At 66.5% G+C, this 26,592-nt stretch carries 28 protein-coding genes and 1 tRNA gene; 11 read left to right on the top strand and 18 right to left on the bottom strand.

Going from position 1 to position 26,592, the window contains the following annotated elements; translation table 11 throughout:
• The first annotated feature begins 28 nt into the window (after positions 1-28).
• A complete protein-coding gene (gene secA / locus NPJ82_RS07225) occupies positions 29-2,773 on the top strand; it encodes a preprotein translocase subunit SecA (RefSeq protein WP_112382656.1) in 2,745 nt (914 codons plus the stop codon).
• 69 nt (positions 2,774-2,842) lie between these two features.
• Here secA and NPJ82_RS07230 read toward each other — a convergent pair whose 3' ends face one another.
• Both NPJ82_RS07230 and NPJ82_RS07235 read right to left on the bottom strand, forming a co-directional pair.
• Positions 2,843-3,430: a hypothetical protein gene (locus NPJ82_RS07230; RefSeq protein WP_112382428.1), complete on the bottom strand. Its 588-nt coding sequence runs from the start codon at positions 3,428-3,430 to the stop codon at positions 2,843-2,845.
• 110 nt (positions 3,431-3,540) lie between these two features.
• Positions 3,541-3,960 (bottom strand): secondary thiamine-phosphate synthase enzyme YjbQ, encoded by a 420-nt coding sequence (locus tag NPJ82_RS07235; RefSeq protein ID WP_342658839.1) that lies wholly within the window; start codon positions 3,958-3,960, stop codon positions 3,541-3,543.
• Between the two features lie 91 nt (positions 3,961-4,051).
• Here NPJ82_RS07235 and NPJ82_RS07240 point away from each other — a divergent pair, with 91 nt between their 5' ends.
• Positions 4,052-4,429 (top strand): glycine zipper 2TM domain-containing protein, encoded by a 378-nt coding sequence (locus NPJ82_RS07240; RefSeq protein ID WP_112382655.1) that lies wholly within the window; start codon positions 4,052-4,054, stop codon positions 4,427-4,429.
• Positions 4,430-4,894: 465 nt separating this feature from the next.
• On the opposite strand, the gene NPJ82_RS07245 is transcribed toward NPJ82_RS07240, so the two are convergent.
• Positions 4,895-5,224: a hypothetical protein gene (locus NPJ82_RS07245; RefSeq protein ID WP_342658840.1), complete on the bottom strand. Its 330-nt coding sequence runs from the start codon at positions 5,222-5,224 to the stop codon at positions 4,895-4,897.
• Between NPJ82_RS07245 and NPJ82_RS07250 the strand changes: the two genes are divergently transcribed.
• Entirely contained in the window at positions 5,210-5,467 is a 258-nt protein-coding gene (locus tag NPJ82_RS07250) for a hypothetical protein (protein WP_342658841.1), read from the top strand. The two genes, NPJ82_RS07245 and NPJ82_RS07250, sit on opposite strands and share 15 nt — an antisense overlap.
• Positions 5,468-5,508: 41 nt before the next feature.
• On the opposite strand, the gene NPJ82_RS07255 is transcribed toward NPJ82_RS07250, so the two are convergent.
• The 6 genes from NPJ82_RS07255 to moaA form a co-directional block, all read right to left on the bottom strand.
• Positions 5,509-5,889: a hypothetical protein gene (locus NPJ82_RS07255; protein ID WP_342658842.1), complete on the bottom strand. Its 381-nt coding sequence runs from the start codon at positions 5,887-5,889 to the stop codon at positions 5,509-5,511.
• Between the two features lie 41 nt (positions 5,890-5,930).
• Complete coding sequence (locus NPJ82_RS07260) at positions 5,931-6,305, bottom strand: helix-turn-helix transcriptional regulator (protein ID WP_342658843.1); 375 nt, start codon at positions 6,303-6,305, stop codon at positions 5,931-5,933.
• Between the two features lie 25 nt (positions 6,306-6,330).
• Positions 6,331-6,741, bottom strand: a complete 411-nt coding sequence (locus NPJ82_RS07265) for a hypothetical protein (protein WP_342658844.1) — start codon at positions 6,739-6,741, stop codon at positions 6,331-6,333.
• A 270-nt stretch (positions 6,742-7,011) separates the two neighbouring features.
• Positions 7,012-7,086 (bottom strand) — tRNA-Asn (locus NPJ82_RS07270).
• Between the two features lie 71 nt (positions 7,087-7,157).
• Positions 7,158-7,937, bottom strand: a complete 780-nt coding sequence (locus NPJ82_RS07275; protein WP_112382426.1) for an NAD kinase — start codon at positions 7,935-7,937, stop codon at positions 7,158-7,160.
• Entirely contained in the window at positions 7,934-8,926 is a 993-nt protein-coding gene (gene moaA, locus NPJ82_RS07280) for a GTP 3',8-cyclase MoaA (RefSeq protein ID WP_267349500.1), read from the bottom strand. The genes NPJ82_RS07275 and moaA overlap by 4 nt, the downstream gene beginning before the upstream one ends.
• A gap of 101 nt (positions 8,927-9,027) precedes the next feature.
• On the opposite strand from moaA, the gene NPJ82_RS07285 reads away from it, so the two are divergent.
• Together NPJ82_RS07285 and NPJ82_RS07290 are read left to right on the top strand one after the other, a co-directional pair.
• A complete protein-coding gene (locus tag NPJ82_RS07285) occupies positions 9,028-10,692 on the top strand; it encodes a GGDEF domain-containing phosphodiesterase (protein ID WP_342658845.1) in 1,665 nt (554 codons plus the stop codon).
• Positions 10,689-11,036 (top strand): nuclear transport factor 2 family protein, encoded by a 348-nt coding sequence (locus tag NPJ82_RS07290; protein WP_342658846.1) that lies wholly within the window; start codon positions 10,689-10,691, stop codon positions 11,034-11,036. The genes NPJ82_RS07285 and NPJ82_RS07290 overlap by 4 nt, the downstream gene beginning before the upstream one ends.
• 284 nt (positions 11,037-11,320) lie before the next feature.
• Here NPJ82_RS07290 and mfd read toward each other — a convergent pair whose 3' ends face one another.
• Complete coding sequence (gene mfd / locus NPJ82_RS07295) at positions 11,321-14,782, bottom strand: transcription-repair coupling factor (RefSeq protein WP_342658847.1); 3,462 nt, start codon at positions 14,780-14,782, stop codon at positions 11,321-11,323.
• A 146-nt stretch (positions 14,783-14,928) separates the two neighbouring features.
• Positions 14,929-15,195, bottom strand: a complete 267-nt coding sequence (locus NPJ82_RS07300; RefSeq protein WP_342658848.1) for a succinate dehydrogenase assembly factor 2 — start codon at positions 15,193-15,195, stop codon at positions 14,929-14,931.
• A 72-nt stretch (positions 15,196-15,267) separates the two neighbouring features.
• Between NPJ82_RS07300 and recG the strand changes: the two genes are divergently transcribed.
• Positions 15,268-17,316, top strand: a complete 2,049-nt coding sequence (gene recG / locus NPJ82_RS07305) for an ATP-dependent DNA helicase RecG (RefSeq protein WP_342658849.1) — start codon at positions 15,268-15,270, stop codon at positions 17,314-17,316.
• Positions 17,317-17,322: 6 nt separating this feature from the next.
• Here recG and NPJ82_RS07310 read toward each other — a convergent pair whose 3' ends face one another.
• The 5 genes from NPJ82_RS07310 to serS form a co-directional block, all read right to left on the bottom strand.
• Positions 17,323-17,640 carry a PilZ domain-containing protein gene (locus tag NPJ82_RS07310; RefSeq protein WP_342658850.1) on the bottom strand — a complete coding sequence of 106 codons (318 nt, stop codon included), beginning with the start codon at positions 17,638-17,640 and terminating at the stop codon, positions 17,323-17,325.
• A gap of 125 nt (positions 17,641-17,765) precedes the next feature.
• Entirely contained in the window at positions 17,766-18,992 is a 1,227-nt protein-coding gene (tyrS, locus tag NPJ82_RS07315; protein ID WP_342658851.1) for a tyrosine--tRNA ligase, read from the bottom strand.
• A gap of 56 nt (positions 18,993-19,048) precedes the next feature.
• Complete coding sequence (locus NPJ82_RS07320) at positions 19,049-20,137, bottom strand: M23 family metallopeptidase (protein ID WP_342658852.1); 1,089 nt, start codon at positions 20,135-20,137, stop codon at positions 19,049-19,051.
• A 16-nt stretch (positions 20,138-20,153) separates the two neighbouring features.
• Positions 20,154-20,918 (bottom strand): 5'/3'-nucleotidase SurE, encoded by a 765-nt coding sequence (surE, locus tag NPJ82_RS07325; protein ID WP_112382419.1) that lies wholly within the window; start codon positions 20,916-20,918, stop codon positions 20,154-20,156.
• A 3-nt stretch (positions 20,919-20,921) separates the two neighbouring features.
• A complete protein-coding gene (gene serS, locus NPJ82_RS07330; protein WP_342658853.1) occupies positions 20,922-22,199 on the bottom strand; it encodes a serine--tRNA ligase in 1,278 nt (425 codons plus the stop codon).
• Between the two features lie 112 nt (positions 22,200-22,311).
• Here serS and NPJ82_RS07335 point away from each other — a divergent pair, with 112 nt between their 5' ends.
• Positions 22,312-22,827 (top strand): host attachment family protein, encoded by a 516-nt coding sequence (locus NPJ82_RS07335; RefSeq protein WP_112382417.1) that lies wholly within the window; start codon positions 22,312-22,314, stop codon positions 22,825-22,827.
• A 92-nt stretch (positions 22,828-22,919) separates the two neighbouring features.
• Here the strand turns inward: NPJ82_RS07335 and NPJ82_RS07340 are convergent, their stop codons facing one another.
• Complete coding sequence (locus NPJ82_RS07340; protein ID WP_342658854.1) at positions 22,920-23,942, bottom strand: hypothetical protein; 1,023 nt, start codon at positions 23,940-23,942, stop codon at positions 22,920-22,922.
• A gap of 415 nt (positions 23,943-24,357) precedes the next feature.
• Between NPJ82_RS07340 and dksA the strand changes: the two genes are divergently transcribed.
• Entirely contained in the window at positions 24,358-24,819 is a 462-nt protein-coding gene (dksA, locus tag NPJ82_RS07345) for an RNA polymerase-binding protein DksA (RefSeq protein WP_112382416.1), read from the top strand.
• 123 nt (positions 24,820-24,942) lie between these two features.
• Positions 24,943-25,320 (top strand): PilZ domain-containing protein, encoded by a 378-nt coding sequence (locus tag NPJ82_RS07350; RefSeq protein WP_112382415.1) that lies wholly within the window; start codon positions 24,943-24,945, stop codon positions 25,318-25,320.
• A gap of 92 nt (positions 25,321-25,412) precedes the next feature.
• Here the strand turns inward: NPJ82_RS07350 and NPJ82_RS07355 are convergent, their stop codons facing one another.
• Complete coding sequence (locus NPJ82_RS07355) at positions 25,413-25,568, bottom strand: YdcH family protein (protein ID WP_112382651.1); 156 nt, start codon at positions 25,566-25,568, stop codon at positions 25,413-25,415.
• Positions 25,569-25,754: 186 nt separating this feature from the next.
• On the opposite strand from NPJ82_RS07355, the gene NPJ82_RS07360 reads away from it, so the two are divergent.
• Both NPJ82_RS07360 and NPJ82_RS07365 read left to right on the top strand, forming a co-directional pair.
• The gene (locus NPJ82_RS07360) at positions 25,755-25,952 is read left to right on the top strand and encodes a DUF465 domain-containing protein (RefSeq protein ID WP_112382650.1); all 198 of its coding nucleotides are present in this window, start codon (positions 25,755-25,757) and stop codon (positions 25,950-25,952) included.
• Positions 25,953-26,057: 105 nt separating this feature from the next.
• Positions 26,058-26,510, top strand: a complete 453-nt coding sequence (locus tag NPJ82_RS07365; RefSeq protein WP_342658855.1) for a DUF1465 family protein — start codon at positions 26,058-26,060, stop codon at positions 26,508-26,510.
• Positions 26,511-26,592 lie beyond the last annotated feature (82 nt).

Consider the following 26,592-nt stretch of genomic DNA (forward strand, 5'->3'; position numbering starts at 1 on the left):
CGCATCCTTCAGATAACAGGAAATGCCCATGTTCGGCGGCCTCGCCAAGTCCTTCTTCGGTTCGTCCAACGACCGATATGTCAAGTCGCTCAACCCGATCCTGGCCAAGATTGCCGGCTTCGAACCCGCGCTGCAGGCGATGTCGGACGCCGAGCTTGCCGGCCAGACGGTGAAGTTCCGCGAGCAACTGGCGAACGGCGCCACGCTCGACAGCCTGCTGCCCGAGGCGTTCGCGACGGTGCGCGAGGCGGCCAAGCGCGTGCTCGGCCAACGGCATTACGACGTGCAGATGATCGGCGGCATCGTGCTTCACCGCGGCGAGATCGCTGAAATGCGCACCGGTGAGGGCAAGACGCTGGTCGCGACCCTCGCCACCTACCTCAACGCCCTGCCCGGCAAGGGCGTGCATGTCGTCACCGTCAATGACTATCTGGCGAATCGCGACGGGCGCTGGATGGCGCGCGTTTATGGTTTCCTGGGGCTCACCACCGGCGTGATCATCCCGAACCTGACCGACGAGCAGCGGCGCGACGCCTATGCCGCGGACATCACCTACGGCACGAACAACGAATTCGGCTTCGACTATCTGCGCGACAACATGAAGTATGAGCGCACCGGCATGGTGCAGCGTGCGTTCAACTTCGCGATCGTGGACGAGGTCGACTCCATTCTGATCGACGAGGCGCGTACCCCGCTGATCATCTCGGGCCCGACTGACGACAAGTCCGAACTCTACATCAGCGTCGACGCGATCGTGAAGCAGCTGGAGCCGGCCGATTACGAGAAGGACGAGAAGCAGCGCTCGATCATCCTGACCGAGGAGGGCACCGAGCGGGCCGAGCGGCTGCTGGAGAATGCCGGGCTGCTGCAGGGCGCGAACCTGTACGATTTCGAGAACACGCAGGTGGTCCACCACCTGAACCAGGCGCTGCGTGCGAACATGATGTTCAAGCGCGACACCGACTATATCGTCAAGGACGGCAAGGTCGTCATCATCGACGAGTTCACCGGCCGCATGATGGACGGGCGCCGTTGGTCGGAAGGGCTGCACCAGGCGGTGGAGGCCAAGGAGGGCGTCAATATCGAGCCCGAGAACCAGACCATGGCCTCGATCACCTTCCAGAATTATTTCCGCATGTATCCCAAGATCGGCGGCATGACCGGCACCGCCGCCACCGAAGCGGCCGAATTCTACGACATCTACAAGCTGAACGTCGTCACCATCCCGACCAACCTGCCGATTTCCCGCGTCGACGAGGAAGACGAGTTCTACAAGAACACACAGGACAAGTTCCGGGCGATCGCGCGCAAGATCGGGGAGCATGCGGCCAAGGGGCAGCCGGTGCTGGTCGGCACCGTGTCGATCGAGAAGTCGGAACTGCTGTCGGAATTCTTGATGCAGGAGGGGGTGCAGCACAAGGTGCTGAACGCGCGCTATCACGAGATGGAGGCGCATATCGTGGCGCAGGCGGGCCGGCTGGGCGCGGTGACCATCGCGACGAACATGGCGGGCCGCGGCACCGACATCCAGCTTGGCGGCAACCTGGAATTCCGCATGTCGGACGAGCATGCCGACTTCATCGAGGGCACGCCGGAATATGAGGCGATCGCCGAGCGCGTCCGTGCCGAGATCGCCGCCGAGAAGAAGGCGGTGCTGGCGGCCGGCGGCCTGTTCGTGCTGGGCACCGAACGCCACGAAAGCCGCCGCATCGACAACCAGTTGCGCGGCCGTTCCGGTCGTCAGGGCGACCCCGGCCTGTCGCGCTTCTATCTCAGCCTGGACGACGATCTGCTCCGCATCTTCGGACCCGACACACTGTTCGCCAAGATGATGCGCTCCAACATAGAGGATGGCGAGGCGATCGGCAGCAAGTGGCTGACCAAGGCGATCGAGACCGCGCAGAAGAAGGTGGAGGCGCGCAACTACGACGTGCGCAAGCAGGTCGTCGAATATGACGACGTGATGAACGACCAGCGCAAGGTCATCTACGAACAGCGCGCCGACATCATGGATGCCGAGACGGTGGGCGAGATGGTCGCCGACATGCGCACCGAAACGGTGAACACGATCGTCGGCGGTGCCTGCCCGCCCAATTCCTATCCCGAGCAGTGGGATGTGGCCGGGATGAAGACGCAGTTGAAGGAACTGCTCAACATCGAGCCGCCGATCGACGACTGGCTGACCGAAGAGGCGATCGATCCGGAGATCGTGCTGGAGCGGGTGACGGCAGAGGCCGATGCGATGGTGGAGGCAAAGTCCAAGGAGCTGGAGCCCGACACCTGGGTGCAGGTCGAAAAGTCGATCCTGCTCCAGAACCTGGACCATCACTGGAAGGAGCATCTGGCGACGCTGGATGCGCTGCGCCAGGTGGTGCACCTGCGCGCCTATGCGCAGAAGACGCCGATCAACGAGTATAAGCAGGAGGCGTTCTCGCTGTTCCAGCGCATGCTGGACGTGATCCGCGAGGACGTGACGCGCACCATTGCGCACGCGCAGTTCCAGTTCCAGGCGCCGCCGGAACTGCCTGAACTGCCCGACTTCATCACGTCGCATTTCGACCCGTTCACCGGCGAGGACGATACCCGCGATATCGACGCCGGCACGCTGGGCCTGATCCAGACGCAGTTGCCGCCGCTCCAGTCGCCGCAGCCCGAGCCGCAGACGTTCGGCGACGATCCGGCGGAATGGGAAGGCCGCGTCAACCGCAACGCGCCGTGCCCGTGCGGATCGGGGCGCAAATACAAGCACTGCCACGGTGCGGTGACCGCCTGATACGAAAAGGGCCGGCGAGGGAAACCCCGCCGGCCATTTTTCACGACCGCTTGCCGGATCGTGTGACGATCAGCGCTTCGGCTTGGGCAACACCACCGTCGGGCCGATCGAATTGACCACCGCACGGGCATCGAACGCACGCAGATTGTCGCGCGGGATCGGACCCTTGCGCATCACCACCTCGGCCGTCGCCTCGTACCGGTCGACGGTGCGGATATCGACGCCGCCGCCCCATGGGCCACCCCAGAAGGGATCCCACGACCGCCAGCCGAACCCGGCGCCGTGGAAGCGCCACATCGGACCCCACAGGCCGCCGCCGAACCCGCCGAAACCACCGCCAAAGGCGGTCGGGTTCGAATAGGTGCGCGACCGCAACTGCGTATCGCGGTCGGCCATCACGAAATAATCATAACCGTTGGCAAGCGTCAGTTCCGCCGCGCGGAACAGCAGATACCGCTCGACCGTGTCGCGCGCGGTAACGGTGTTACCGGCAAAGCTCACCAGGAAGCGGTTGGGCTCGATCTGGCGATCCGAGTATCCCGTGGCATAGAAGCCCGAACCCGTGGCAGGGCGATACGTAGTTTCCGTCGCGCAGCCCGCGACGAGCAGAGTACCCGCCGTCAGGGCGGCTATCAGTGCCTTGCGACCAATTTGCATGGACTCTTTCCTTCTCCGTCCACCGCATCGACGGCGAACCTGTTCGCTCGTACCCGTTCAACCCAGAACGTTCGATGAACGGGTTTGCTCCCGCGACGAATTGTTGGGGATCATGCCCCGATCAGATGCAATGCAATCGATCGCCGGTGGGGCCGACGGCGGTGTTCGAACAGGTAGAGCGACTGCCATGTGCCGAGTGCCAGCCGGTGGTCGAGGACCGGTATCGCCAGATTGACGCCGGTGAGGGCGGTGCGGAGGTGTGCGGGCATATCGTCCGCCCCCTCATCGTCATGCGTATAGGCCCGCGCATCCTCGGGCGCGATGCGGGCGAAATAGGCGAGCAGATCGACCTGTACCTCCGGCGATGCGTTTTCCTGGATCAGCAGCGAGGCGGAGGTGTGCCGGCAGAACACGGTCAGCAACCCCTCCGCAATATCCTGCTGGTCGACCCAGCTGGTGACGCGGCGGGTGATATCGAAAAGGCCCTGTCCGGGCGTGTCGACGGAAAGAAGCGTGGTGGCCTGGCGCATGGCGTCTCAATGCTTCGGCGGCGCAAACGGCCTCAAATGGACCTACATGCCCGCACATGCGTTAGCCCGGCACTTCTCGAGGAGACGCATGATGAAGTCGAACCTGCTTGCAGCCCTGGCGGTGGCCACGCTTGCCGTGCCGGTGACCGTCGCCCCCGTCGAGGCGCAGCGCCGCGACCGTGACTATCGCTGGCACGGCGACGACCGCAACTGGGAGCCGTCGCGCGACTATCGCCGCGGCAATTACCGTGAGCGGCGCCTGAGCCGGAACGACCAGATCTATCGTGGCCAGGACGGCCGCACCTATTGCCGCCGTAACGATGGCACGACCGGTCTGGTGATTGGCGCGGTCGGCGGCGGCGTGCTGGGCAACCTGGTGGGCGGCGGTACGCTCGGCACGCTGCTGGGTGCCGGTGGTGGTGCGCTGCTCGGCCGTCAGGTCGATCGCGGCAAGGTTCGCTGCCGCTGACCGATCCGCAGCGATGCGTGGAGGCGCCGGTGGGGAAACCCGCCGGCGTTCTTTTTGGGGTGAGGGTGGCCGCCAGGGGACGAGCACGGGGGAAATGCGCGACCACCCTCGTCCGTCATGACGGAGCGGTCGTCGTCCAGCCTTGATCGCCGCGACACGCACGCTCGATAGCGGCTGTTATAATGGTTGTGATAACGAAGGTAAGGAAACCGCCGGGTGCGAGCTGTCGGCTCAAGCAGATGTTGGCGGAAGATCTACAGCGCCGGTGGCTCCCTGAGTAGGATTCGAACCTACGGCCGCTCGATTAACAGTCGAGCGGAAACGGCAGATTTCCGTGCTACCTTCTGACCTTTTTCGTTTCTGTTCGCGGTAGGATATCCCCTCAGCCCTGCTGCACGTCGATCCCGGCGCGACCGTTGCGGATCGCCCAGACTTTGCTGATGCGGCGCATGTATTGCGGCAGGGTCATGTGTCGGCCTTCACGGCCACGGCCTTGATCCCGGCACCCGACGCCGCGGCGATGATGTAATCGCCCACCTCGAAATCACCCGAGACGTTCGCCGGCACCTGTCCGCAGAAGGCGATGCGGTCGGTGCATTGACGAGCCTTCTCGTGCGCGGCCTCCCACAACGGCAGATCCTTGGAATACGCATCCGTCGCCTTCTGCCACCCGGCGCGGGCCGCCTGATAGCTGGCGACCTGCGCGGGATAGACCGCGCCGAGCCGGCCGATCTGATCGTCCGCGATGAGCGGACCGGGGAGGCGTACACCAAGGATTACATGAACAAGTTGCACCGTCGCATCCGCGATCGAGCGAAGCTAACGGCTGACCTCAGATTCACCAGCTTCCGGCATGGTGGCATCTGCGACAGCGACACCGACGATGTGCGCGCCGTCTCCGGCCACACCACGCTTGAGGCAACCCAAATTTACAACAAGGCGAACCGGGAGAAGGCAAAGAGGATTGCAGCGCGACGGCGTGAGCATATCGCCTTTGTCACTTCGGCGAAGGAAGGCAGCTTGCTTCAAGAGTTGTGACTGGTCGTTCGCATATCAAAGCAAATATCGGAACGATCTGCCTAAGCGGCGTCTTCATTAGGCTCTTCGTGCTGCATAAGGAGCGTAATCTTTGATGTGCCAAAATCGGTCACCAATTCTGCGTCAACTACCGATTGATCCACATATAGGATATCCTCAATGGTTGCCGGCATGATCGCACTCCATACGCCACTCGCAACCATCGACTCGATACGCGTAAGCTTCTTTGAAAATGATATGACCTGATCTTCAGATTTGGGCGACCTTTTCGTTACCGTAAGCGTGGCCTGTATCGCCTCGACATCTGAGGTCGCCGTGATTGTAGTAACAATCCAGAGATCGCCGATCTCTGGTTCTGTAAAATCTCCAAAAATTACTGGTGCGAGCACCCCCAATAGCATTGGCTTGCCGCCAATCTCCATGCGAAAATCTTCGCAAAACATCAGAGATTGCTGAACAGATGTCACTTGCGCTTCACCATGGCGGCGTTGACGACTGCGTCGATCGTCACACCAAGAACGTCAGCGAGCGGCTTCACGTATCGTAAGCTCAGTTCTCGCTCTCCCGATTCGTTCAATGAGAACGCCGGCTGTGTCGTCCCGATCGCTTCGGCAACGTGCCGCTGAGACAGTCCTGCCAATAAGCGAAGATGCGCAAGGGTGCGTTCACCACCGGTTGCTGCAATTTTAGCCTCTGCACGTTTGCGACGCGCTTCAGCAACGCGATCCGCCATGCCGGGCTTTGCAATATGCTTGGCAACCACTTCAGACGCAGAAATAAAATTTGTCGGCGTAGCCTGCGAAAACTTCTCAACCAAAATCTGCTGCCGGACGGGCACCGTTGCGGTTTGCCGGCCGCGGCGGCTAGTGCCGCCCCAGTTTTGTGAAGCCCAAGTCTTCGTAGGCCTTGATGACCCGATCCTGGACGGTTGCATCGTAGTTTTCATCCCGCTTCATTATGTAGAGGATGCCGATCAAATTTTGGCGGTGGTCGACGGCTGTTAACACGCGCCAATCATCAACCTCCCATAGGCGTACACGATAAACGTTGTAGCCTTTGTTTTGAACGGCCCAAAATTCTGTTACTGATTGAATCTGATGGTCGTCATAACTGACATCAACGAGCTTCTCGCAAAGCTGCCTATCTTCCTCCAGTTCCTCGATGAGCTGAATGACGGCCGCTGCCTGATCCGGATCATGATCCTCGAGGTCCTCAATGTCGCGATCTACATCAGCGTGAACCAGCAACCGGAAGCGCCGTTCCACGCTGCTCATATATCGCATCCGATATGTAAGTAAATGGTGTCCATATGAGAAGGGCGCATGCAAAATAGCTACTGCGAGGAGCTATCACCCGCAACAGGTTTAGAGATGGCGAATCAACGCGATGTCACCGCTCATCGTTGCATTGCTGCACGCCGAACAGGCCAAACGATGACACTGAAACAGCCTGAACATAAGGCGAATGTTATAACGGGTGTAATAATGCCGCCGGGTGCGAGCAATTAGCTCAAGCAAAAAATGGCGGAAAACCTACAGCGCCGGTGGCTCCCTGAGTAGGATTCGAACCTACGGCCGCTCGATTAACAGTCGAGAGCTCTACCGCTGAGCTATCAGGGAATGTCCGGCGCTGTGGGGGGCTCTATAAACGGCTCGAAAAAGCTTGCAAGCCTCTTTTTTGCGGATGCGCGTCAGGAGGCGAATTGCTCCATGGTGATGCGGTCGTCGAGCGCATGTTCGGGGTCGAACAGCAGCGTCAGCTCGCGCGAACGGTCCATGCAGATGTCGACGCGGGCGACATCGCGCACTTCGCGCTGGTCGGCCACCGCCGAGACGGGGCGCTTGGAGGAATCGAGGATGCGGATCGAGAAGCGGGCCCGGTCGGTCAGGATCGCACCGCGCCAGCGCCGCGGGCGAAACGGGCTGATCGGGGTGAGCGCCAGCATGCCCGATCCGAGCGGCAGGATCGGTCCCTGCGCCGACAGGTTGTAGGCGGTGGACCCGGCGGGCGTGGCCACCAGGATCCCGTCGCAGGCGAGTTCGGGCATGACGATGCGGTCGTTGACGCTGATTTCCAGGTTGGCAGTCTGGCGGGTTTCGCGCAGCAACGAGACCTCGTTGATCGCCGGCAGCGTGTGCACGCGGCCATCGACGGCAGTGACCGTCGCCTGCAGCGGCGTGACCTTGAACGGGCGTACCCGCATCAGCCGCTCCTCCAGCCCGTAGCTGCGCCATTCGTTCATCAGGAAGCCGACCGTGCCCAGGTTCATGCCGAACACGGGCACCGGCGGCTTGCGGCGCTCCAGCATGCCGTGCAGCGTCTGGAGCATGAACCCGTCGCCGCCGAGCGCGATGACGACATCGGCGTCATCGGCATCGACCCAGTCGGCCATGTCGCGAAGCTCGGCCGCCGCTTGCTGCGCAGGCGGTGTCGGCGAGGCGACCAGCGCCCGCCGTTCATACTCGCTCATCCGCCGGTGACGCTCATGTGTCGCGACACGGCGGGGGCGGCACCGCTTTCGATGCGGAAATCATGGCGCGCCGGCTTGATCGCCAGCCCGGCATCGATCGCGGCGTCGAGCGCGGGCAGCCCGCCGGCCCGCAATGCGGCCTTCAGGTCCACCTGATCCTCATGGCCCAGGCACATGAACAGCTTGCCCTCCGTGGTCAGCCGGACGCGGTTGCAGCCATCGCAGAAATTGGCGGTCAGGGGCGAGATCAGGCCGAGGCGCGTCTGCGTGCCCTCGACCCGCCAATAGCGCGCCGGGCCACCGGTGCGATGCGCCGCACGGGCCAGCGGGAAGCGGGCGGACAAATCGTCGAACACGGCAGTCAGCGGCAGGAAGCGATCGACCCGGTCCTCGTCGATGGCGCCGAGCGGCATGGTTTCGATCAGCGACAGGTCCAGCCCTTCGTCGATGCACCATTGCAGCATCGGGGCGATCTCGTCCTCGTTCAGCCCTTTCAGTGCGACCATGTTGATCTTGACGGCAAGACCGGCATCGCGCGCGGCGAGGATGCCGCGGAGCACGCCGTCCACGTCGCCATGACGGGTGATAAAGCGGAAGCGGTCGGGATCGCGGCTGTCGAGGCTGACATTGACGCGGGCCATGCCGGCTTCGACCATTTCGGGCGCATATTGTGCCAGACGTGTCCCATTTGTGGTCATGGTCAGCTCGTCCAGCCCGGTACCGACATGGCGGCCGAGGCGCCGGACGAGGTCGCCGACATCGCGGCGGACGAGCGGTTCGCCACCCGACAGGCGGATCTTGGTCACGCCGCGCGCGATGAAGCGCTCCGCGATGACGGCGATCTCTTCCAGGCTCAAAAGCTTGGCACGCGGCAGGAACGTCATGTTTTCCGCCATGCAATAGCGGCATCGCAGGTCGCAGCGGTCGGTCACCGAGATCCGCAGATAGCGGATCACGCGACCATGCTGGTCGGCCAGGGGCTGACCCACAAATACGTCCGGAGCCATGCTCACTTGGCTAGGACCTTGGCACCTGAGCGGCAAGTCCGTTTCGCATTGGCGGGAAAAGAGACGGCGGCTAGGCTGGTTGGATGAAGCAGGGGACGATCCATTCGCGCGAGGATGTAGTGGCAACGGGCATCGTCCTGATTTCGTTCCGGCCCAGCCCCGTGCCCGACAGCGCCCTGGTCGACGCGGTGGCGCAGACGGGGCGGCAGCCGGTGGTCGTCCAGCCGGAGGATGCGAGCGCGAATCGCTTTGCGGCGGGTGCGGCGCGCATCGCGCTGATCGATGCGCGCGATGCCCCCGACATCATGCTGGCGGCGGCGGAGCGGCTCGCGCCCGGCGTGGAGGCGGTCGGTGGCGCCTTGCTGGTGCTGAGCGCGCCGGCACTGGCGATGCGGGCAAGCGACGCCGGGGCGACGCATCACTGTTCGGACATTGCGGCGCTGCCCGCCGGTCTGGCGCTGGCGGCGCGGCATGTGGAGCGCATGGCGGGCGACCGGCGGGGCGCGCGGGACGCGGAGATGGCGGGGGGCGTCGGGGGATGGATCGAACGGGCGATCGGGCATGGGCGACCATGTGTGGTGGTCATGGTGTCGCTGTCGCGGCTGGACCTGGTGAACGCGGCGCATGGGCGGCCGGCGGGGACGATGCTGCTGCGCGCGATCGATTCGCGCATCCGGGCGGCGGCGGCGGAGGTGTTCGGGGAAGCGACGATCACCGCGCGGCTGAGCGGGTCGAACTTCGTGGTGGCGGGCATGGGCGGGGCCGGGGAGGCCGCCGCGATCGCCGCCGCGCTGGAGGGGGCGCTGGCGCGGCCGGTGCTGGCGGCGGGATCGCCGGTGCTGCTGGGCACGCGGCTGGGACTGGCGCGCAGCGAAATGGGCGACGATGCCGCCGCATTGCTGCGCCGGGCGAGCGAGGCGCTGGCCGAGGCCAAGGCGAGCGACGGCGCGGTGCTGCGCGTGGCGCATCCGCAAGGGGTGGCGCCGCTGGACGTGCTGGGCGTGGACCTGCACCATGCGATCGAGCGCGGCGAGATCGACGTGCTGTTCCAGCCGCAGGTGGAGATCGCGACGGGGCGGATCGTCGGCGTCGAGGCGCTGGCGCGCTGGTATCACCCGACGCTGGGGCCGCTGGGGGCCGAGCCGCTGTTCGCCGCGGCCGAGCGCGCCGACCTGGGCATTGCGCTGTCCGATCACATCCAGCGCATCTCGCTGGCGCGCGCCACCCGCTGGCCGCAGGCGCTGGACGGGGTAAGGCTGTCGATCAACCTGACCGCGGCGGACATCGCGCGCGCCGGCTTCGCCGAGATGTTCCTGAAGCGGGTCGATGCCAGCGGCTTTCCGCGTGGGCGCCTGACCGTGGAGATCACCGAGACGGGGATGATCGAGAATCTCGACGCCGCCGCGGCGCTGCTCGCCCACTTGCGCGGGGCGGGGTGCCGCGTGGCAATCGACGATTTCGGGACCGGCTATTCCAGCCTCGCCTATCTGAAAGCGCTGCCGCTCGACTATCTCAAGATCGACCGGGCGATCACGCAGGATATCGAGGGCTCGCCGCGCGACCGGGTGGTGGTGCGCGGGGTGATCGCGATGGCGCAGTCGCTGGGGCTGGCGGTGATTGCAGAAGGGGTGGAAACCTCCGCGCAACTGGCGCTGCTCGCGGCGGAGGGGTGCAATTACTACCAGGGCTTTCTGCGGGCAGGGGCACTGGGCGAGGCGCAACTGGTGGCGATCATGGAGAGCGAATGATGGGCATGATGGCGATCGGGATCGCGCTGGTCGCGGCACAGGCGGGCGATCCGGCCGAGGCGGGCATCCGCGCGGCGATGACGGCGAGTGCGGCCGGATGGGACGCAGGCAATCTCGACCGGTTCATGGGCATCTATGCGCCCGATGCGGTGTATGTCGGTGCGCGTGGGCTGGTGCGCGGCAAGGCGGCGATCGCCGACAGCTACCGCGCCAGCTTTGCCGGGGGCGCGAACAGCCGCGGACGGCTGTCGTTCGAATATCTGCTGATCCGGCCAATCGGCGAGCGGCGGATGGTCTTCGCCCGCTGGCACCTGCGCGGGGCAATGGCGAGGAAAGCGGGATGACGACGCTGGTGTTCGAACGCCAGGCGGGTGGCTGGAAGATCGTGGCGGATCATAGCAGCTAAGGGTGGCACGACGCCGGCTTGAACCATTCAGCCGTTCGTCTCGAGTAGCCGTCGAGTAGCGGCGAAGCCGCGTATCGAGACGGTGTATCGAGAGAGTTGGTCGCGCGGGGCGGTGCCTCGATACGCGCTCTCGATACGCGGCTTCGCCGCTACTCGATCTCTACTCGGCACGAACGGATCGGGGAAAGTTATCCCGATGCAAGGCGGGCGAGGCGCCCATGCTCACCCCGCCGCCTTCGCCAGCCCCTTGGATAGTTGCAGCGCGCCGTGGAGGCGGGCCTTGGCGTCGGGCCAGGCGCGGTTGACGACCAGCTTGCCGTCGGGGCGCAGCTTGGCGACATCCTTCAGCCGGTCGACATAGGCGAACAGGCCGTCGACATCGGCGGGCTTGTTGTCGTGGAACGACACCAGCACGCCTTTCGGCCCCACATCCATCTTCGACACGCAGGCCTTCTTGGCGTTCAGCTTGATCTTGATCACCTGAATGAGGTTGTCGGTCGCATCGGGCAGCGGGCCGAAGCGATCGATCATCTCGGCCGCGAAGGATTCGATCTCGGCATGCTTTTCGAGGTCGTTCAGGCGGCGGTACAGTCCCATGCGCAGGTCGAGGTCGGGGACGTAATCGTCCGGGATCAGGATCGGCGCATCGACCGTGATCTGGGGGCTGAAGTCGCGCGGACGCTCGAACGCGCCGCCGGATTTGGCCTCCAGGATCGCCTCCTCCAGCATCGACTGGTAGAGTTCGTAGCCGACTTCCTTGATATGCCCCGACTGTTCGTCGCCCAGCAGATTGCCCGCACCGCGAATGTCGAGATCGTGGCTGGCAAGCTGGAAGCCGGCGCCCAGCGAGTCGAGGTCGGACAGCACCTTCAACCGCTTTTCCGCGGCATCGGTCATCTGCCGCTCGGGCGGGGTGACGAGGTAGGCATAGGCGCGCGTCTTGGCGCGACCGACGCGCCCGCGAAGCTGGTAGAGTTGCGCCAGGCCGAAGCGGTCGGCGCGGTTGACGATCATCGTGTTGGCGGACGCGATGTCGATCCCGCTTTCGATGATGGTGGTGGAGACCAGCACCTCGAACTTCTTGTCGTAAAAGGCCGACATGCGCTCCTCCACCTCGGTGGCGGACATCTGGCCGTGCGCGACGACGTAGCGGACCTCGGGCACCTCGTTGCGCAGGAACTCCTCCAGATCGGGCAGATCGGCGACGCGGGGGGTGACAAGGAAGCTCTGGCCGCCGCGATAATGCTCGCGCAGCAGGGCTTCGCGCAGCACCACCGGATCCCATGGCATGACATAGGTGCGCACCGCCAGGCGATCGACCGGCGGGGTCTGGATGACGGACAGCTCGCGCAGACCCGACATCGCCATCTGCAGCGTGCGCGGGATCGGCGTGGCGGTCAGCGTCAGCATGTGGACGTCGGCCTTCAGCGCCTTCAGCCGTTCCTTGTGCGTCACGCCGAAGCGCTGTTCCTCGTCGACCACGACGAGGCCGAGGCGCTTGAACTCGACATTCTTGGCCAGCAGCGCGTGCGTGCCGACGACGATGTCGAGGTCGCCCGATGCGGCGCCTTCCTTCACCTTCTTCGACTCCGCGGCGGTGACGAGGCGCGACAGCCGCCCGATCTTGATCGGGAAGCCTTCGAACCGCTGGACGAAGTTGTTGTAATGCTGGCGCGCGAGCAGGGTCGTGGGACAGACCACCGCGACCTGCATCCCCGCCATCGCCGCGACAAAGGCGGCGCGCAGCGCCACCTCGGTCTTGCCGAAGCCGACATCGCCGACGATCAGCCGGTCCATCGGCTTGCCCGCGGCAAGGTCGGCCAGCACATCCTGGATCGCGCGGTCCTGATCGTCGGTTTCCTCGTAGGGGAAGCGATCGACGAAGCTGGGATAGCCGGCGGTATCCGGCTCCGCCAGCTCGCCGGGGCGTAGCGCGCGCTCGGCAGCGGTGGCGATCAGCTCACCCGCAATCTCGCGGATGCGCTCCTTCATCTTCGACTTGCGCCGCTGCCACGCCTCGCCACCCAGCCGGTCGAGGGTGGCGCCGTCCTCGCCCGATCCGTAGCGGGTCAGAACCTCCAGATTCTCGACCGGCACGTACAGCTTGTCGCCGCCGGCATAGGACAGCGCGACGCAGTCGTGCGGGCTCTTGCCGACCGGAACCGAGGTCAGCCCCTCGTAGCGTGCGATGCCGTGATCGGCATGGACCACGAGATCGCCGGGCGACAGCGTAGCGAGTTCGGCAAGGAACGCGTCCGCCGATTTGCGGCGCTTCGCACGGCGGACGAGCCGGTCGCCGAGCATGTCCTGTTCGGTCAGCACCGACATGTCGGGCGCGGTGAAGCCATGGTCGAGCGGCAGCACGATCATCGCGACGCCGAAGCTCTTGCCCGTATCGGCGATGCCCAGCGCCTCCTGCCAGCCATCCGCCGCCTTCGCGCCCTTCAGCCCATGGTCCTTGAGCAGGCTGGTCAGCCGCTCGCGCGCACCGACCGAATAGCTGGCGAGGACGGGCTTGCGCCCCTGTTTGCGCAAGGCCGCGATATGCGCGACGACTGCCTCGTAGACATTCGCCTGGTTGGCCCGCTCGGGCGCGAAGTCGCGGGCATTGTCGACGCCGAAGTCGAGCACGGTCCGGCTTTCCGGCTCGTGGAAGGGCGTGGTCAAATGTGCGGTCGCCGCCTCCAGCGCGGGGGCCCATTCCTTGGGCGCCAGATACAGTGCCTTGGCGGGCAGGGGGCGATAGCTGCCCGGCTGCGCGCCCTCGGCCCGCTTGCGGTTCTCATAATAGTCGGCGACCGCCTCGAACCGGCCTTCCGCCGCCTGGGCGACGCCGGCGTCGCGGACCACGACCGCATCGCCCAGATGGTCGAAGAGCGTCGCCAGCTTGTCCTCGAACAAGGGGAGCCAATGCTCCATGCCGGCCAGCCGCCGCCCGTCGGAGATCGCCTGGTAGAGCGGGTCGCCGGTCGCGGTCGCACCGAACGTCTCGCGATAACGGGTGCGGAACCGCTTGATCGATTCTTCGTCGAGCAGCGCTTCGGACGCAGGCAGCAGGGTGAAGCCTTCGATCCGCCCGGTGGTCCGCTGGTCGCCGGGATCGAAGGTACGGACGCTTTCGATCTCGTCGCCGAAGAAGTCGAGGCGCAGCGCCTGTTCCGCCCCGCTGGGGAACAGGTCGACCAGGCCCCCGCGCACCGCATATTCGCCCTGGTCGTGCACCGTCTCAGTCCGGACATAGCCGTTCGCCTGCAGCAGCGCCGCCAGCCGGTCGAGGTCGATCCGCTCGCCGGGCGCCAGCTTGGCGACGAGCTGGCGGATGCGGAACGGGGTCAGCACCCGCTGCGTCGCGGCATTGGCGGTGGTCAGCACGAGTTGCGGCGCCTTGGCCTTGGCCTGCAACCGGTGCAGGCCGGCGATCCGCTCCGCCATGATGCGCAGCGTCGGCGAGGCGCGGTCATAGGGCAGGCAGTCCCAGGCGGGGATCTGGACGACCTCCAGCTCGGGTGCGAAATAAGGCGCGGTGCCGGCGATCGCGCGCATCTGCGCATCGTCGCTGGCGATAAAGACGACGCGTCCCGCCGCACGCGCCAGATCGGCGAGCAGCGAGGGCTGGAACCCTGCGGGCACGCCGGACAGGGTAAGCGGGGTGGTGGCGGACAGGATCGTCTTCAGGTCGGGCATGATATTTCCACTAGGCCCTCGCCCCGACGGGGAGAGGGAGGGGACCCGCGGCGCAGCCGTGGGGAGGGTGAGGGGGTGCCAGGCAGCGTTTCCGCCTGTGGCACCCCCTCACCCCGACCCTCTCCCCGGGGGAGAGGGGGCAAAGGTCACTTCGCGATCGGCACGAAGTCCAGTTCGCGCATCGTCTGCATCATCGGGCCTTCCCAACGTGGCGGACAGGGTTGGGTGCCGATCGCCCAGGCCATGATATCCACGTCCTGTTCCTCCAGCAGCGCCTCGAACCAGTCGGTCTGCTCGGGCGTCCAGTCCTGGTGATGCCGGTCGAAAAAGCCGCCGATCATCAGGTCGGCCTCCTTGGTGCCGCGGTGCCAGCTGCGAAAGCGCAGGCGTTTCAGACGGATGGCGTGGTCCATGGGGCTCCCAACAAATGGTGCCCGGCGGACGCTGGCGGCGGCCGTCGGGTGCGGTATAGGCGGCATGTAGTCATGCGTCCCGATATCCTCAATCCGCTGTTCGCCGAGGTGACCGCGCTGAAAGGCGTGGGGCCCGGCCTTGCCAAGCCGCTGGACCGGCTGGACCTTCGTCGCGTCGTCGATGTCGCCTTCCACCTGCCGACCGGGCATATCGACCGGTTGCCGCGCGACGAGCTGATGACGTCGGATGCGGGACGGGTGATCGCGATCACGCTGACCCCGCGCGAGCATCGCAGCCCGGCCGGGCGCGGGCCGGCGCGGGTGATCGCCGAGGATGCGCGCGGCAATACCGTTGCGCTGGTCTATTTCGGCGGATCGGCCGGCTGGGCGAAGCGGCAGTTGCCGGTGGGCGAGCCGCGCCGCGTGTCCGGGCGGCTCGATCTTTATGGCGACACGCTCCAGATCGTCCATCCCGAGGTCGGCGAGGATGACGAGGCCTTTGCGATGCGCGAGGCGATCTATCCGCTGTCCGAGGGGCTGACCTCGCGCCGGATCGCGGGGTTCGCCGCGCAGGCGATCGAGCGGGCGCCGGCCTTGCCCGAATGGATCGAGCCGGGGCTGAAGGCCGCGCGCGGATGGCCCGACTGGCGCGACGCGCTGGCGCGGATCCATGCCGACCCCACCGACGCCAAGGCGCGCGAGCGGCTGGGCTATGATGAGGTGTTCGCCAACCAGCTAGCGATGACGTTGGTGCGCGCCGATTCGCGGCGGCGGCGGGGCCGGGCGCTGAAGGGGGACGGGCGCCTGCGCGACATGCTGCGGTTGCCATATCGATTGACGGGGGCGCAGGACCGCACGGTGCGCGAGATCGAAGGCGATCTGGCGCAGGAGGCGCCGATGCTGCGGCTGTTGCAGGGCGATGTGGGCGCGGGCAAGACGCTGGTCGCTGCGATGGCGCTGCTGATCGCGGTGGAGGCGGGGACGCAAGGCGCGATGCTGGCGCCGACCGAGATCCTGGCGCGTCAGCATTACGAAACGCTGCGCCGGACGCTGGCGGGCCTGCCGGTGCAGATCGGGGTGCTGACCGGCCGTGACAAGGGACGGGCGCGCGAGGCGACACTGATGGCGCTGGCGGCCGGCGAGATCGACATACTCGTCGGTACGCATGCCATCTTCCAGGAAGGCGTCACCTACCGCGACCTCAGCCTGGTGGTGGTGGACGAACAGCATCGCTTCGGCGTGCAGCAGCGCATGATGCTGCAGGAAAAGGGGCGCAGTCCGCACGTCCTGGCGATGACGGCGACGCCGATCCCGCGCACGCTGACGCTCGCCAATTATGGCGAGATGGATGTCAGCCGGCTGGACGAGATGCCGCCCGGGCGCGAGCCGATCGAGACGCGGGTCGTATCCGAGGAGCGGCTGGACGAAGTCGCCGCCGGACTGGGCCGGCATCTGGCGGATGGCGGGCAGGCCTACTGGGTGTGCCCGCTGGTCGAGGAAAGCGAGAAGTCCGACCTCGCCGCCGCGGAGATGCGGGCGGAATCGCTGCGCGCGCTGTTCGGCGACCGGGTCGGCCTGATCCACGGCAAGATGAAGCCGGCGGAAAAGGACGCGGTGATGGAGGCGTTCGCGGGTAACCGGCTGGGCGTGCTGGTCGCCACCACCGTGATCGAGGTCGGCGTCGACGTACCCAATGCGCGGCTGATCGTGATCGAGCATGCCGACCGGTTCGGACTAGCGCAGCTTCATCAGTTGCGGGGGCGCGTCGGGCGGGGCGGGGGGCTGTCGCGCTGTCTGCTGCTGCGGGGCAATGCGCTGTCGGAGACGTCGCGTGCGCGGCTTGCGCTGATGCGCGAAACCAATGACGGATTCCGGATCGCGGAGGAGGATCTGCGGCTGCGCGGGGCCGGCGACCTGCTCGGCAAGCGTCAGTCGGGCGAGTTGGCGTTCAGGCTGGTCGCGCCGGAGATGCTGAACGACCTGATCCAGTGCGCCCAGGACGATGCCCGGTTGCTGATCGACCGCGACGGCGGGTTGCAGGGGCCGCGCGGGCAGGCGGCGCGGACGGCATTATACCTGTTCGAACGCGAGACGGGCGTGGCGCTGCTTCGCTCGGGCTGAGCGGGATCAGCTACCGCGCAGCGCGGACAGGAACGGGAAATAGGAATGGGTGGGCACCGGCCGGTCGAACTGGCAACCGATCCGGCCGCCGAGCGCCCAGCGTATCTCGGCCGTGGCGCTGCCCAGAACCGGCAACTGGACGTCGATCCGGTCCCCGACGTTCAGCGTGTCGATGCACCGCGCCATCAGGCCGCCGCCGGAGACGTTGACGATCACGATCGCGATCCTGCTGCCGTCGGCGGCGACGGCACTGGTGCGATAAAACACCTCGTGCCGCGGCTCGCCGCGATCTTCATGGTTGTTTGCCGTTGCTGCCCAATTCATCCCCGGACCCCCGCTTCACACCGACGCGGTTAAACCCGCAATGGTTGAAAAAGGATCCAGATCAGAATTTTATTTGGCAAATCAGTATGATGTAGATCAAGATCTTATGCTGCATTGCAGCAAGGTCATTCCCTTGCCAGCAACCCATGGTGCTTCTTGCCGGCGGAAATTCGCACGGTTTCCGCATCGACCGCGATGATCGCGGTGTCGCTGTCGATCTTCTCGCCCTCGACGCGCGCGCCGCCGCCCGCGATCAGACGACGCGCCTCGCCCTTCGACTTGGCGAACCCCAGGCCGACCAGCGCATCGACGATGCCGATGCTGCCGCCTGCGACCGCCAGCGTCGGCAGCGTGCCGCCGGCCGACCCCTCCTCGAAGGTCCGGCGCGCGGTTTCCGCTGCTTCCTCGGCCGCCGCAGCCCCGCGGCACATCGCGGTCGCGGCGTTGGCGAGGATCTTCTTGGCCTCGTTGATTTCCGCGCCTTCCAGCGCTTCCAGCCGGGCGATCTCGTCCTCGGCCACGTCGGTGAACAGGCGCAGGAAGCGGCCGACATCGCGGTCGTCGGTGTTGCGCCAGAACTGCCAGTAATCGAAATGCGGCAGCTGGTCCTCGTGCAGCCAGACCGCGCCGGCCATCGTTTTGCCCATCTTGCCGCCGTCCGCGGTGGTGATGAGCGGGGTGGTCACGCCGAACACGTCGGTGCCGTCCATCCGACGCGCCAGTTCGATGCCGTTGACGATGTTGCCCCACTGGTCGCTGCCGCCCATCTGGAGCCGGCAGCCGCGGCGCAGCGCCAGTTCGCGGAAGTCATAGGCCTGCAGGATCATGTAGTTGAATTCGAGGAAGCTGAGCGACTGTTCGCGGTCCAGCCGCAGCTTCACCGAGTCGAAGCTGAGCATCCGGTTGACCGAGAAATGCTGCCCCACCTCGCGCAGGAAGGGGATATATTCCAGCCGGTCGAGCCATTCGGCATTGTCGACCATCACCGCATCGGTCGGCCCCTCGCCAAAGGTCAGGAAGCGTTCGAAGATGCGCTTGATCGAGGCGACATTGGCCTGGATGCCATCCTCGGCCAGCAGCTTGCGGGCCTCGTCCTTGAAGCTGGGATCGCCGATCTTGCCAGTGCCGCCGCCCATCAGCACGATCGGCTTGTGCCCCGTCTGTTGCAGGCGACGCAGCAGCATGATCTGCACCAGGCTGCCGACGTGCAGCGACGGCGCGGTCGGGTCGAAGCCGATATAGCCGGGCACGATCTCCCGGACGGCCAGCGTGTCCAATGCCGCGGCATCGGTCATCTGGTGGATATAGCCGCGGGCAGACAGCGTGCGAAGCAGGTCGGACTGGTAGGTCATAGTGGGTGTGTCGTTACACATGCGCGCAGCCGCCGTCACCCTTCAGTTGGGCGGCCTCACTTGCGCGGCAACTGGCTTTGCGGATCGACCGGGGTACGGCCGCGACGCAGTTCGAAATGCACCTCCGGCCGGTCAGCAAAGCCGGTATCGCCGGACAGCGCGATCGTCTGCCCGCGCTTCACGCTCTGCCCGCGCTGGACGAGCAGCTTGGAGGCATGGCCATAGACGCTGGTCCAGTTGTCGCCATGCTTGACGATGACCAGCCCGCCCAGCGCGGCGATGCCGTCGCCGACATAGGCGACCACGCCGTCCGCCGCGGCCTTGACCGGCGTGGCCAGCGGCACCGCGATCTTGATGCCGTCATTGCGCTCGCCGCTGGCACCGGGACCGAAGCGGCGCACGACGCGGCCGTCGACCGGCCAGACGAAGCCGGAGCGCAGGCGTGCCGGGGCGGCGACGACCGCGGTGGGGGGCAGCACGCGCTTCGGCGTCGCGGCGGGCCTGGCGGGCGCCTGGTTGCTGGCGAGCGCTGGCTCGCCGCCGGTCAGGATGTCGTCCACGTCCAGGCTGAACGCTGCGGCGCGATCGGCCAGCGAGGGCGTATGCTCGCCGCTCGCCGGGCCGGGAATGATGACGCGCTGGCCGGCGCGCAGCACATAGGGCTCCTCCAGCGCATTGGCGTCGACGATCCGCGACCATTCGACGCCGTAGGCGCGCGCGATCGCGATCCCCGTCTCGCCGGAGCGGACCAGGTGGTAGCGCCCCGCCGGGATCGAGAGCCGCTGCCCGACCCGGATGACGAAGGGAGGCTGAAGGCCGTTGGCCCGCGCGATCGCCTCCGACCCCGAACCGGTGCGATCCGCCACCCGGCGCAGGCTGTCGCCCGGCTGCACGACATAGGTGGAGGCGGGGATTTCGCGTGCGTCGGGCGTGACGGGCCGTGTTTCCCAGGACGGGCGCGGCGCCGGCAGCGTGGATACCGCGTCGGTGGCCGGCGGAGACAGGTCGCCCTGCATCGCCGGCGGGGCGGGCCGTTCCTCTGCGCGCGGGGGTGGCGGTGGCGGCGCAGTGGGGGTGGCATCGTCCAGGCTGGGGATGCACCCCGCCAGCATCGTCGCGCCCAGCATCATCGCCAGCTTCCGCATGCCGCCACCCTCCGCTTCAGCTATAGGCCGCGTTCAGCATGGCGAGCGAGGCGCCGTGCGTCAGGTCCAGATGCAGCGGGGTGACCGCAATATGGCCGTCATGCACCGCGTCCAGATCGGTATCGTGCGCCGGCGTGTGCGGCATGCGACCGAGCGCCAGCCAATAATAGTCATAGCCGCGCGGATCGGTGCGCTTGTCCATCCGCACCCGGCCGTAATCGCGAATGCCCTGCCGCGCGACGCGGATGCCCTGCACCGCATCCGGCGCCACCGGCGGGAAGTTGACGTTCATCAGCGTGCGCGGCGCAAAGTCGAGACCCAGCAGCGGGCGCAACGCCCGCTCGCCCCAGGCGCGCGCGGTATCGAAGCTGACCGCATCGCCCATCCCGTGCTGCGCGTAACGCTGGCTGAGCGCGACCGAGCGGATGCCCGCGAGCGCGCCCTCCATCGCGGCGGACACCGTGCCCGAATAGAACACGTCCTCGCCCAGATTGGCGCCGCGGTTGACGCCGGACAGGATCAGGTCGGGCTTGCCGTCCGCCATGATCTCGCCAAGCGCCATCATCACCGCATCGGTGGGCGTGCCCGCCACCGCGAAACGCCGCTCATCGAAGCGGCGGACGCGCAACGGCCGGGTCAGGGTCAGCGACCGGCTGGTCCCAGACTGCTCCTCCGCCGGTGCCACCACCCAGACATCGTCGGAAAACCGCGCGGCGATCTCCTCCAGAACCTTCAGGCCGGGGGCATGATAGCCATCGTCATTGGTGAGGAGGATGCGCATGGCTCAGCGTGCGCCCAGCACCGTGGCGCCGCCCAAATAGGGTTGCAGCACCGCCGGTACCGCCACCGATCCGTCCTGTTGCTGGTAATTCTCGATCACCGCGACGAGCGTGCGGCCGACGGCCAGCCCCGAGCCGTTCAGCGTGTGGACGAAGCGGTTCCCCTTGCCCTCGGCGGGGCGGAAGCGCGCGTTCATCCGGCGCGCCTGGAAATCGGTGCAGGTCGAGCAGCTCGAAATCTCGCGATACCGGTCCTGCCCGGGCAACCACACTTCCAGGTCATAGGTGCGCGCGGCGGAGAAGCCCATGTCGCCGGTGCACAGCAGCATCCGGCGATAGGCGAGGCCGAGCGCGTCGAGCACCCCCTCGGCACAGGCCGTCATCCGCTCATGCTCTTCGTCCGACCGGTCGGGATGGACGATCGACACCATCTCGACCTTGTCGAACTGGTGCTGGCGGATCAGCCCGCGCGTGTCGCGGCCCGCCGCGCCTGCTTCCGACCGGAAACAGGGGGTGAGCGCGGTGAAGCGCAGCGGCAGTTCCTCCTCCGCCAGGATCGCTTCGCGCACGATGTTGGTCAGCGACACCTCGGCCGTGGGGATCAGCCAGCGACCATCGGTGGTGCGGAACAGGTCCTCGGCGAATTTGGGCAATTGCCCGGTGCCGAACGCCGCCTCGTCACGTACCATCAGCGGCGGCTGGACGAGTTCGAAGCCATGTTCCTGCGTCAGCCGGTCGAGCATGAACTGCCCCAGTGCCCGCGACAGCCGGGCCGCGTCCCCGCGGAGCAGCGTGAAGCGCGCACCCGACAGCGCGACGCCGGTTTCGAAATCCAGTCCCAGCGCCGGGCCGATCGCGTCGTGCTCGGCGGGCGGGAAGGCGAATTCGGGGCGTTGGCCGCGTGTGTGGACCAGCGCATTGTCGGCCTCGTCCGCGCCCGGCGGCACATCGGCGGCGGGCAGGTTGGGAATGGCGGCAAGGGCCGCGTCCAGCTCCGCGCCGATCGCGCGTTCCTGTTCTTCCAGCTCGGGCAGCTTTGCCTTCAGGTCGGCGACCTCGGCCATCAGGCTTTGTGCGCGGGCTTCGTCCTTTGCCGCCTTGGCCTGCCCGATCTGCTTGGACAGGTCGTTGCGGCGGGTCTGTGCGTCCTGTGCGGCCGCGATCGTGGTACGGCGACGCTCGTCCAGCGCGAGCAGGGCGGCCGACTGCGGTTCGCCGCCACGCTTGGTCAGGGCGGCATCGAAGGCGGCGGGATCGTCGCGGATCAGGCGGATGTCGTGCATGGGCCGTGGCTATGGCGGGGTGAACGCGGGCTTGCAAGCCGGCCACCGGCGCAACCACGGCGGCGGCACGCGCGTTGTCCCGAATAGAACCGACACTGCAAGGAGATACGCGATGCTGGTGCCGCACAATGCATTCGTGCTGGTGGCCGACGGGCGCAAGAGCCTGTTCTTCCGCAACGATGGCGATGCCGAGTTCCCCAACCTCAAGGTCGAACATGCCGAGGAGCATCCCAACCCGCGCGATCGCGACCAGAAAACCGATGCAGCCGGTGCGGCCCGCTCGACGCAGAGTGGCCAGGGCGCCCCGCCGATCGCGCAGGGCGGATCGAACCAGGCCGGTGGCGGCGGGCAGGGGGCGCAATTCGCCCCCTCGCGCGGGACGCTTGGCGAGACCGACTATCACCAGCAGGAGGAGGACCGCTTCGCGGTCGAGATCGCCGACATGCTGAAGCGCCGTGCGCTGGCCAATGAGTTCGAGTCGCTGATCATCGTCGCGCCGCCGCAGACGCTGGGCGAACTCCGCAAGCATTACCACAAGGAGGTGAGCAACCGGCTGACGGGCGAACTGGCCAAGGACCTGACCAACATGCCGGTGCCCGATATCGAGACGGCGTTGAAGAACGCCTGACGCGCGAGGGGACACCCCTCCCGCACACGCAGGAAGGGGCCCGCCGAGGGGATCGGCGGGCCCCTTTTTTCCTTGGCCGCTAAGCTTGCGGATCAGCCTTGGGCGGTGCGCTTCGCGAACCGGTGGCGGGCGACCAGTGCGGCGGCGGCAGCCCCGAACAGCAGCATCATCGGCGGTGCGGGCACCGGCGTCGGCGGTCCGCCATTCGATCCGCTGCTGCCCGAGGACGAGGCCGAACTGGCTGACGATGCCGAGGACGCGCTGCTCGCGCTCGATCCGGTGCTGCCCGAGGCGCCGCTGGCCGACGACCCGCTGGCGCTGGAGCCGCTTGCGCTCGATCCGTTCGACGACCAGCCGCCGTTCGAGGACCATCCGCCATTGGACGACCAGCCCTTGCTGCTCGATCCATAGCTGCTGCTCCCGCTCGCCGAAGAGGCGGACGACGCGCTGGAGGCGCTGGACGCCGACGACGCGCTGGAGGTGGAGGAGCCGCCGGTGGACGTCGAGGACCCGCCCGTCGAGGTCGAAGATCCTCCGGTCGAGGTGGACGAGCCGCCCGTCGAGGTGGAGGACCCGCCCGTCGACGTCGAAGACCCGCCGGTCGAGGTCGAGGAGCCACCGGTGGAGGTCGATGACCCGCCCGTGGACGACCCGCCGGTCGAGGTCGAGGAGCCGCCCGTCGAGGTCGATCCGCCCGAAGAGGTGGACGAGATGACGACGCTGCCGCTGGAGCCGGCGCCGCCACCGAAGCCGAAGCCGCCGCCAAAGCCGCCGCCGAAACCGGGCGAGCCCCAGCCGCCGCCGATCACCGCGGGCGCAAAGCCGCCACCACCGCCGGCCAGTACCGGATCGGCGGGCAGCGGCAGCGGCACCGGTGGCGCCTGCGTCGATACGGTCACCACCGCCGGGGCGCAGGCGGTGGTCGTGGTCTTGGTCACCACGCGGCGGACCTTGCCGACCTTGGCATAATGGCGGCGCGGCGCCTTCTTGATCTTGGTCTGCTGGGTGATCGCCGGCCGCTTCGGGCTTTCCGCGATATGCACGGCGCCGCCGCCGATCACGGCACCGCCCGCCGCACATGCGCTAAGTTTCGCCAAGGCCATCCGGACCGACATCGCTTACCTCTCACATCGCCCGCCCAAGCCGGCCGGGGATCAACCCTGTTGACGCTCCGCGCCCGATACTTCGACAGAAACCAAGAAACACTTAAGTGCAAGGCCTCTCCCGCGCGTGCGGTCGTGCAAGAACGGGACTCGCGGGAGCGTGCGCTTGCGAAACCATGATTTTCGCTCAGGATCGTGCGGAAATTTCCCGCTTGCCGGTGCAGCAATGCTGCAACGGAGGCCGGATGCGACAATGCTGCGCTGCACTAGGGTGCAGATGTTTGCAACAAAGCTGCGTAAATAGGTAAGCATCTGAAACGGCAGTCGCTTGCCGCGCCCGGTTTCTCCGACTATAGGCGCTGACACCATGGGGGGCGGCCCTGAGGACGCGGAGCGAAAAGCGCCGACGGGCCCGAGGGAGAGTGGTATGGCGACGGTGTTTAATCGCGTGGACGACTCCAGCAGCCCGGCGGCTGCGAACGACCTGGACGACGGCTATCGCCCTTCGGCGGACGAACCGTTCATGAGCCTGCGTCAGCAGGACTATTTCCGCCGTAAACTCAATCAGTGGAAGGAAGCGATCCAGCGTGATTCGCTGGGCACGCTGTCGCAGTTGCAGCTCGACTCGCTGCGCGAATCGGATCTGACCGACCGCGCCTCCAGCGAGACCGACTGGTCGATCGAGCTGCGCACCCGCGACCGGCAGCGCAAGCTGATCGCCAAGATCGATGCGGCGCTGCGCCGTATCGACGACGGCGAATATGGCTATTGCGAGGTGTCGGGCGAACCGATCAGCCTGGGCCGGCTGGAGGCGCGGCCGATCGCCACGATGACGGTGGAGGCGCAGGAGCGTCACGAGCGTAACGAGAAGGTGTCGCGCGACGACTGATCGACCGCGAATGATGCAATGGGTTATTGTTTCGTTTACCCATTGCGTCATATCCCCTTGGGATGGGGGCGGGCAACCGATAGTGTCCCCGGTTCAAGTCAGGGGCCCGCGCGGAATGGATATATGAACGGCGACGATCGCAGCACGAACCAGGCAGTGGCAGACGCGGAGCGGCGTGCGCCACGCGACAGTCTGTTCCTGATGGCGCAGTTCGAGGTCGCCGGGCAGCGCCATGAAGTGCGCGTGCGCAATCTGTCCGAGGGCGGGTTGATGGCCGAATTCCCCCGCATCCTGGAACCGGGCACCCCGGTCATGCTGGTGCTGCGCGGCATCGGCGAGGTGCACGGCAAGATCGCCTGGTGCACGCAGGGGCGCGTCGGCGTCGCCTTCGACAACAGCATCGATCCGCAACTGGCGCGCAAGCCGGTGACCGGTGGCACGACGACGCCGACCTATGCGCGGTCGATCCCCAATGTCCGGGTGAAATCCTCGAAACCCTGACGGGTGGCGGCGGCGGGTAGCGGCATGGCTCGCGACCGCCGGGCGGCAAAAGGGCCCCGGACGCCGATGCGTCCGAGACCCACGATCTGCCGTTAAAGGCTGCTCATTTCCTCTTTCAGTCGCAGCTTCTGTTTCTTGAGGTCGGCCAGGATGGTCGCATCGGGTAACGGGCGCTGCGTTTCTGCATGGATGCGACGATCCAGCGTCGCATGCTTCGTCTCCAGGGCCTGATGATGCGTTGACTGCATGGCGGTAAACCTCCTGAGCATTCGCGTTGGGGGAAAGGGATTAAAGCACCGATCGACCGCAATGTCCCGATCCCTTGGTCGGAAATCGACAAATGGTGGTGAAAGGCGCGACGACCTGCATCTGCCCGCTCGCGCCGCCGCCCGTCCCATCGTAAGGGAGCGGCAGCGATGGCCGGGGGATATGCGATGGACGATGCGGAATGGCGGGGGCGGCTGGACGTGTTGCGGGTCGAGCATCGCGATCTGGACGCCGCGATCGGCGCCCTGGCGGCCGTGCCGGTGCCCGACCAGTTGCAGATGGCCCGGCTGAAGAAGCGCAAGTTGCGCCTGCGTGATGAGATCGCCGCCGTCGAGGATCGCCTGATACCCGACATCATCGCCTGACGCCTTTCTGGCAGCACGGGGGCAGGGCCGCCTGCTCCGTTTCGGGACGACGGCATCGTCGCAGCCTCTGTGCGACGTGCCGGGATTGTGCGAGCCGCATGCATCATGGATGGACGGACCGATCCCGATTTGCGCCGGCGCCTGACCGAGGGGCTGTATAGTGAGGCGATGCTGCTGGCCGATGAGGCACGCAGCTATTTCGATCTGGGCGGGCGCGGCGATCGCGACGGTCTGGCGCCGGTCCAGCGGGTCGCCTTTTCCTGCGAGGCGCTGAAGCTGACCACCCGCCTCATGCATGTCATCGCCTGGCTGCTCACCCAGCGCGCGGTGGACGCGGGCGAGCTGAGCGCCGCCGATGCCTGCGCACCGACCCGGCGGTTGGGCGATGCACCGGTCACCGATCGCGACATGCTGGCGACCATGCCGCCGCGCGCGCGCGGACTGGTGGCGACGAGCATCGACCTCCACCGGCGCGTCGCCCGGCTGGACCGGACCGTGGCCGACGACATGCCCAATCCGGCGCACTCGCTGCACGATCGGCTGGTCGCCGCTTTCTAAGGGCTGCGGCAGGCGGTTCGCGATGCGCGACCGCCGCCGCCCGAGGTTAAATCACGTTATTTCAATCACTTGAAAGTTGCGT

Source organism: Sphingomonas sp. NY01 (assembly GCF_038809135.1).
GTDB lineage: Bacteria > Pseudomonadota > Alphaproteobacteria > Sphingomonadales > Sphingomonadaceae > Sphingomonas > Sphingomonas carotinifaciens.

Bases quoted from the DNA above. Each gene is read 5' to 3' on its own strand.
- NPJ82_RS07300 (WP_342658848.1), bottom strand. From the start codon at position 15,195: ATGGACCACGCCATCCGTCTGAAACGCCTGCGCTTTCGCAGCTGGCAC.
- NPJ82_RS07250 (WP_342658841.1), top strand. From the start codon at position 5,210: ATGAACAAGTTGCACCGTCGCATCCGCGATCGAGCGAAGCTAACGGCT.
- dksA (WP_112382416.1), top strand. From the start codon at position 24,358: ATGGCGACGGTGTTTAATCGCGTGGACGACTCCAGCAGCCCGGCGGCT.
- secA (WP_112382656.1), top strand. From the start codon at position 29: ATGTTCGGCGGCCTCGCCAAGTCCTTCTTCGGTTCGTCCAACGACCGA.
- recG (WP_342658849.1), top strand. From the start codon at position 15,268: ATGCGTCCCGATATCCTCAATCCGCTGTTCGCCGAGGTGACCGCGCTG.
- NPJ82_RS07230 (WP_112382428.1), bottom strand. From the start codon at position 3,430: ATGCAAATTGGTCGCAAGGCACTGATAGCCGCCCTGACGGCGGGTACT.
- NPJ82_RS07340 (WP_342658854.1), bottom strand. From the start codon at position 23,942: ATGTCGGTCCGGATGGCCTTGGCGAAACTTAGCGCATGTGCGGCGGGC.
- NPJ82_RS07235 (WP_342658839.1), bottom strand. From the start codon at position 3,960: ATGCGCCAGGCCACCACGCTTCTTTCCGTCGACACGCCCGGACAGGGC.
- NPJ82_RS07350 (WP_112382415.1), top strand. From the start codon at position 24,943: ATGAACGGCGACGATCGCAGCACGAACCAGGCAGTGGCAGACGCGGAG.
- NPJ82_RS07285 (WP_342658845.1), top strand. From the start codon at position 9,028: ATGAAGCAGGGGACGATCCATTCGCGCGAGGATGTAGTGGCAACGGGC.
- NPJ82_RS07355 (WP_112382651.1), bottom strand. From the start codon at position 25,568: ATGCAGTCAACGCATCATCAGGCCCTGGAGACGAAGCATGCGACGCTG.
- NPJ82_RS07365 (WP_342658855.1), top strand. From the start codon at position 26,058: ATGGATGGACGGACCGATCCCGATTTGCGCCGGCGCCTGACCGAGGGG.
- NPJ82_RS07265 (WP_342658844.1), bottom strand. From the start codon at position 6,741: ATGAGCAGCGTGGAACGGCGCTTCCGGTTGCTGGTTCACGCTGATGTA.
- NPJ82_RS07240 (WP_112382655.1), top strand. From the start codon at position 4,052: ATGAAGTCGAACCTGCTTGCAGCCCTGGCGGTGGCCACGCTTGCCGTG.
- NPJ82_RS07360 (WP_112382650.1), top strand. From the start codon at position 25,755: ATGGACGATGCGGAATGGCGGGGGCGGCTGGACGTGTTGCGGGTCGAG.
- NPJ82_RS07255 (WP_342658842.1), bottom strand. From the start codon at position 5,889: ATGGAGATTGGCGGCAAGCCAATGCTATTGGGGGTGCTCGCACCAGTA.
- NPJ82_RS07310 (WP_342658850.1), bottom strand. From the start codon at position 17,640: ATGAATTGGGCAGCAACGGCAAACAACCATGAAGATCGCGGCGAGCCG.
- tyrS (WP_342658851.1), bottom strand. From the start codon at position 18,992: ATGACCTACCAGTCCGACCTGCTTCGCACGCTGTCTGCCCGCGGCTAT.
- surE (WP_112382419.1), bottom strand. From the start codon at position 20,918: ATGCGCATCCTCCTCACCAATGACGATGGCTATCATGCCCCCGGCCTG.
- NPJ82_RS07335 (WP_112382417.1), top strand. From the start codon at position 22,312: ATGCTGGTGCCGCACAATGCATTCGTGCTGGTGGCCGACGGGCGCAAG.
- NPJ82_RS07320 (WP_342658852.1), bottom strand. From the start codon at position 20,137: ATGCGGAAGCTGGCGATGATGCTGGGCGCGACGATGCTGGCGGGGTGC.
- mfd (WP_342658847.1), bottom strand. From the start codon at position 14,782: ATGCCCGACCTGAAGACGATCCTGTCCGCCACCACCCCGCTTACCCTG.
- NPJ82_RS07290 (WP_342658846.1), top strand. From the start codon at position 10,689: ATGATGGGCATGATGGCGATCGGGATCGCGCTGGTCGCGGCACAGGCG.
- serS (WP_342658853.1), bottom strand. From the start codon at position 22,199: ATGCACGACATCCGCCTGATCCGCGACGATCCCGCCGCCTTCGATGCC.
- NPJ82_RS07275 (WP_112382426.1), bottom strand. From the start codon at position 7,937: ATGAGCGAGTATGAACGGCGGGCGCTGGTCGCCTCGCCGACACCGCCT.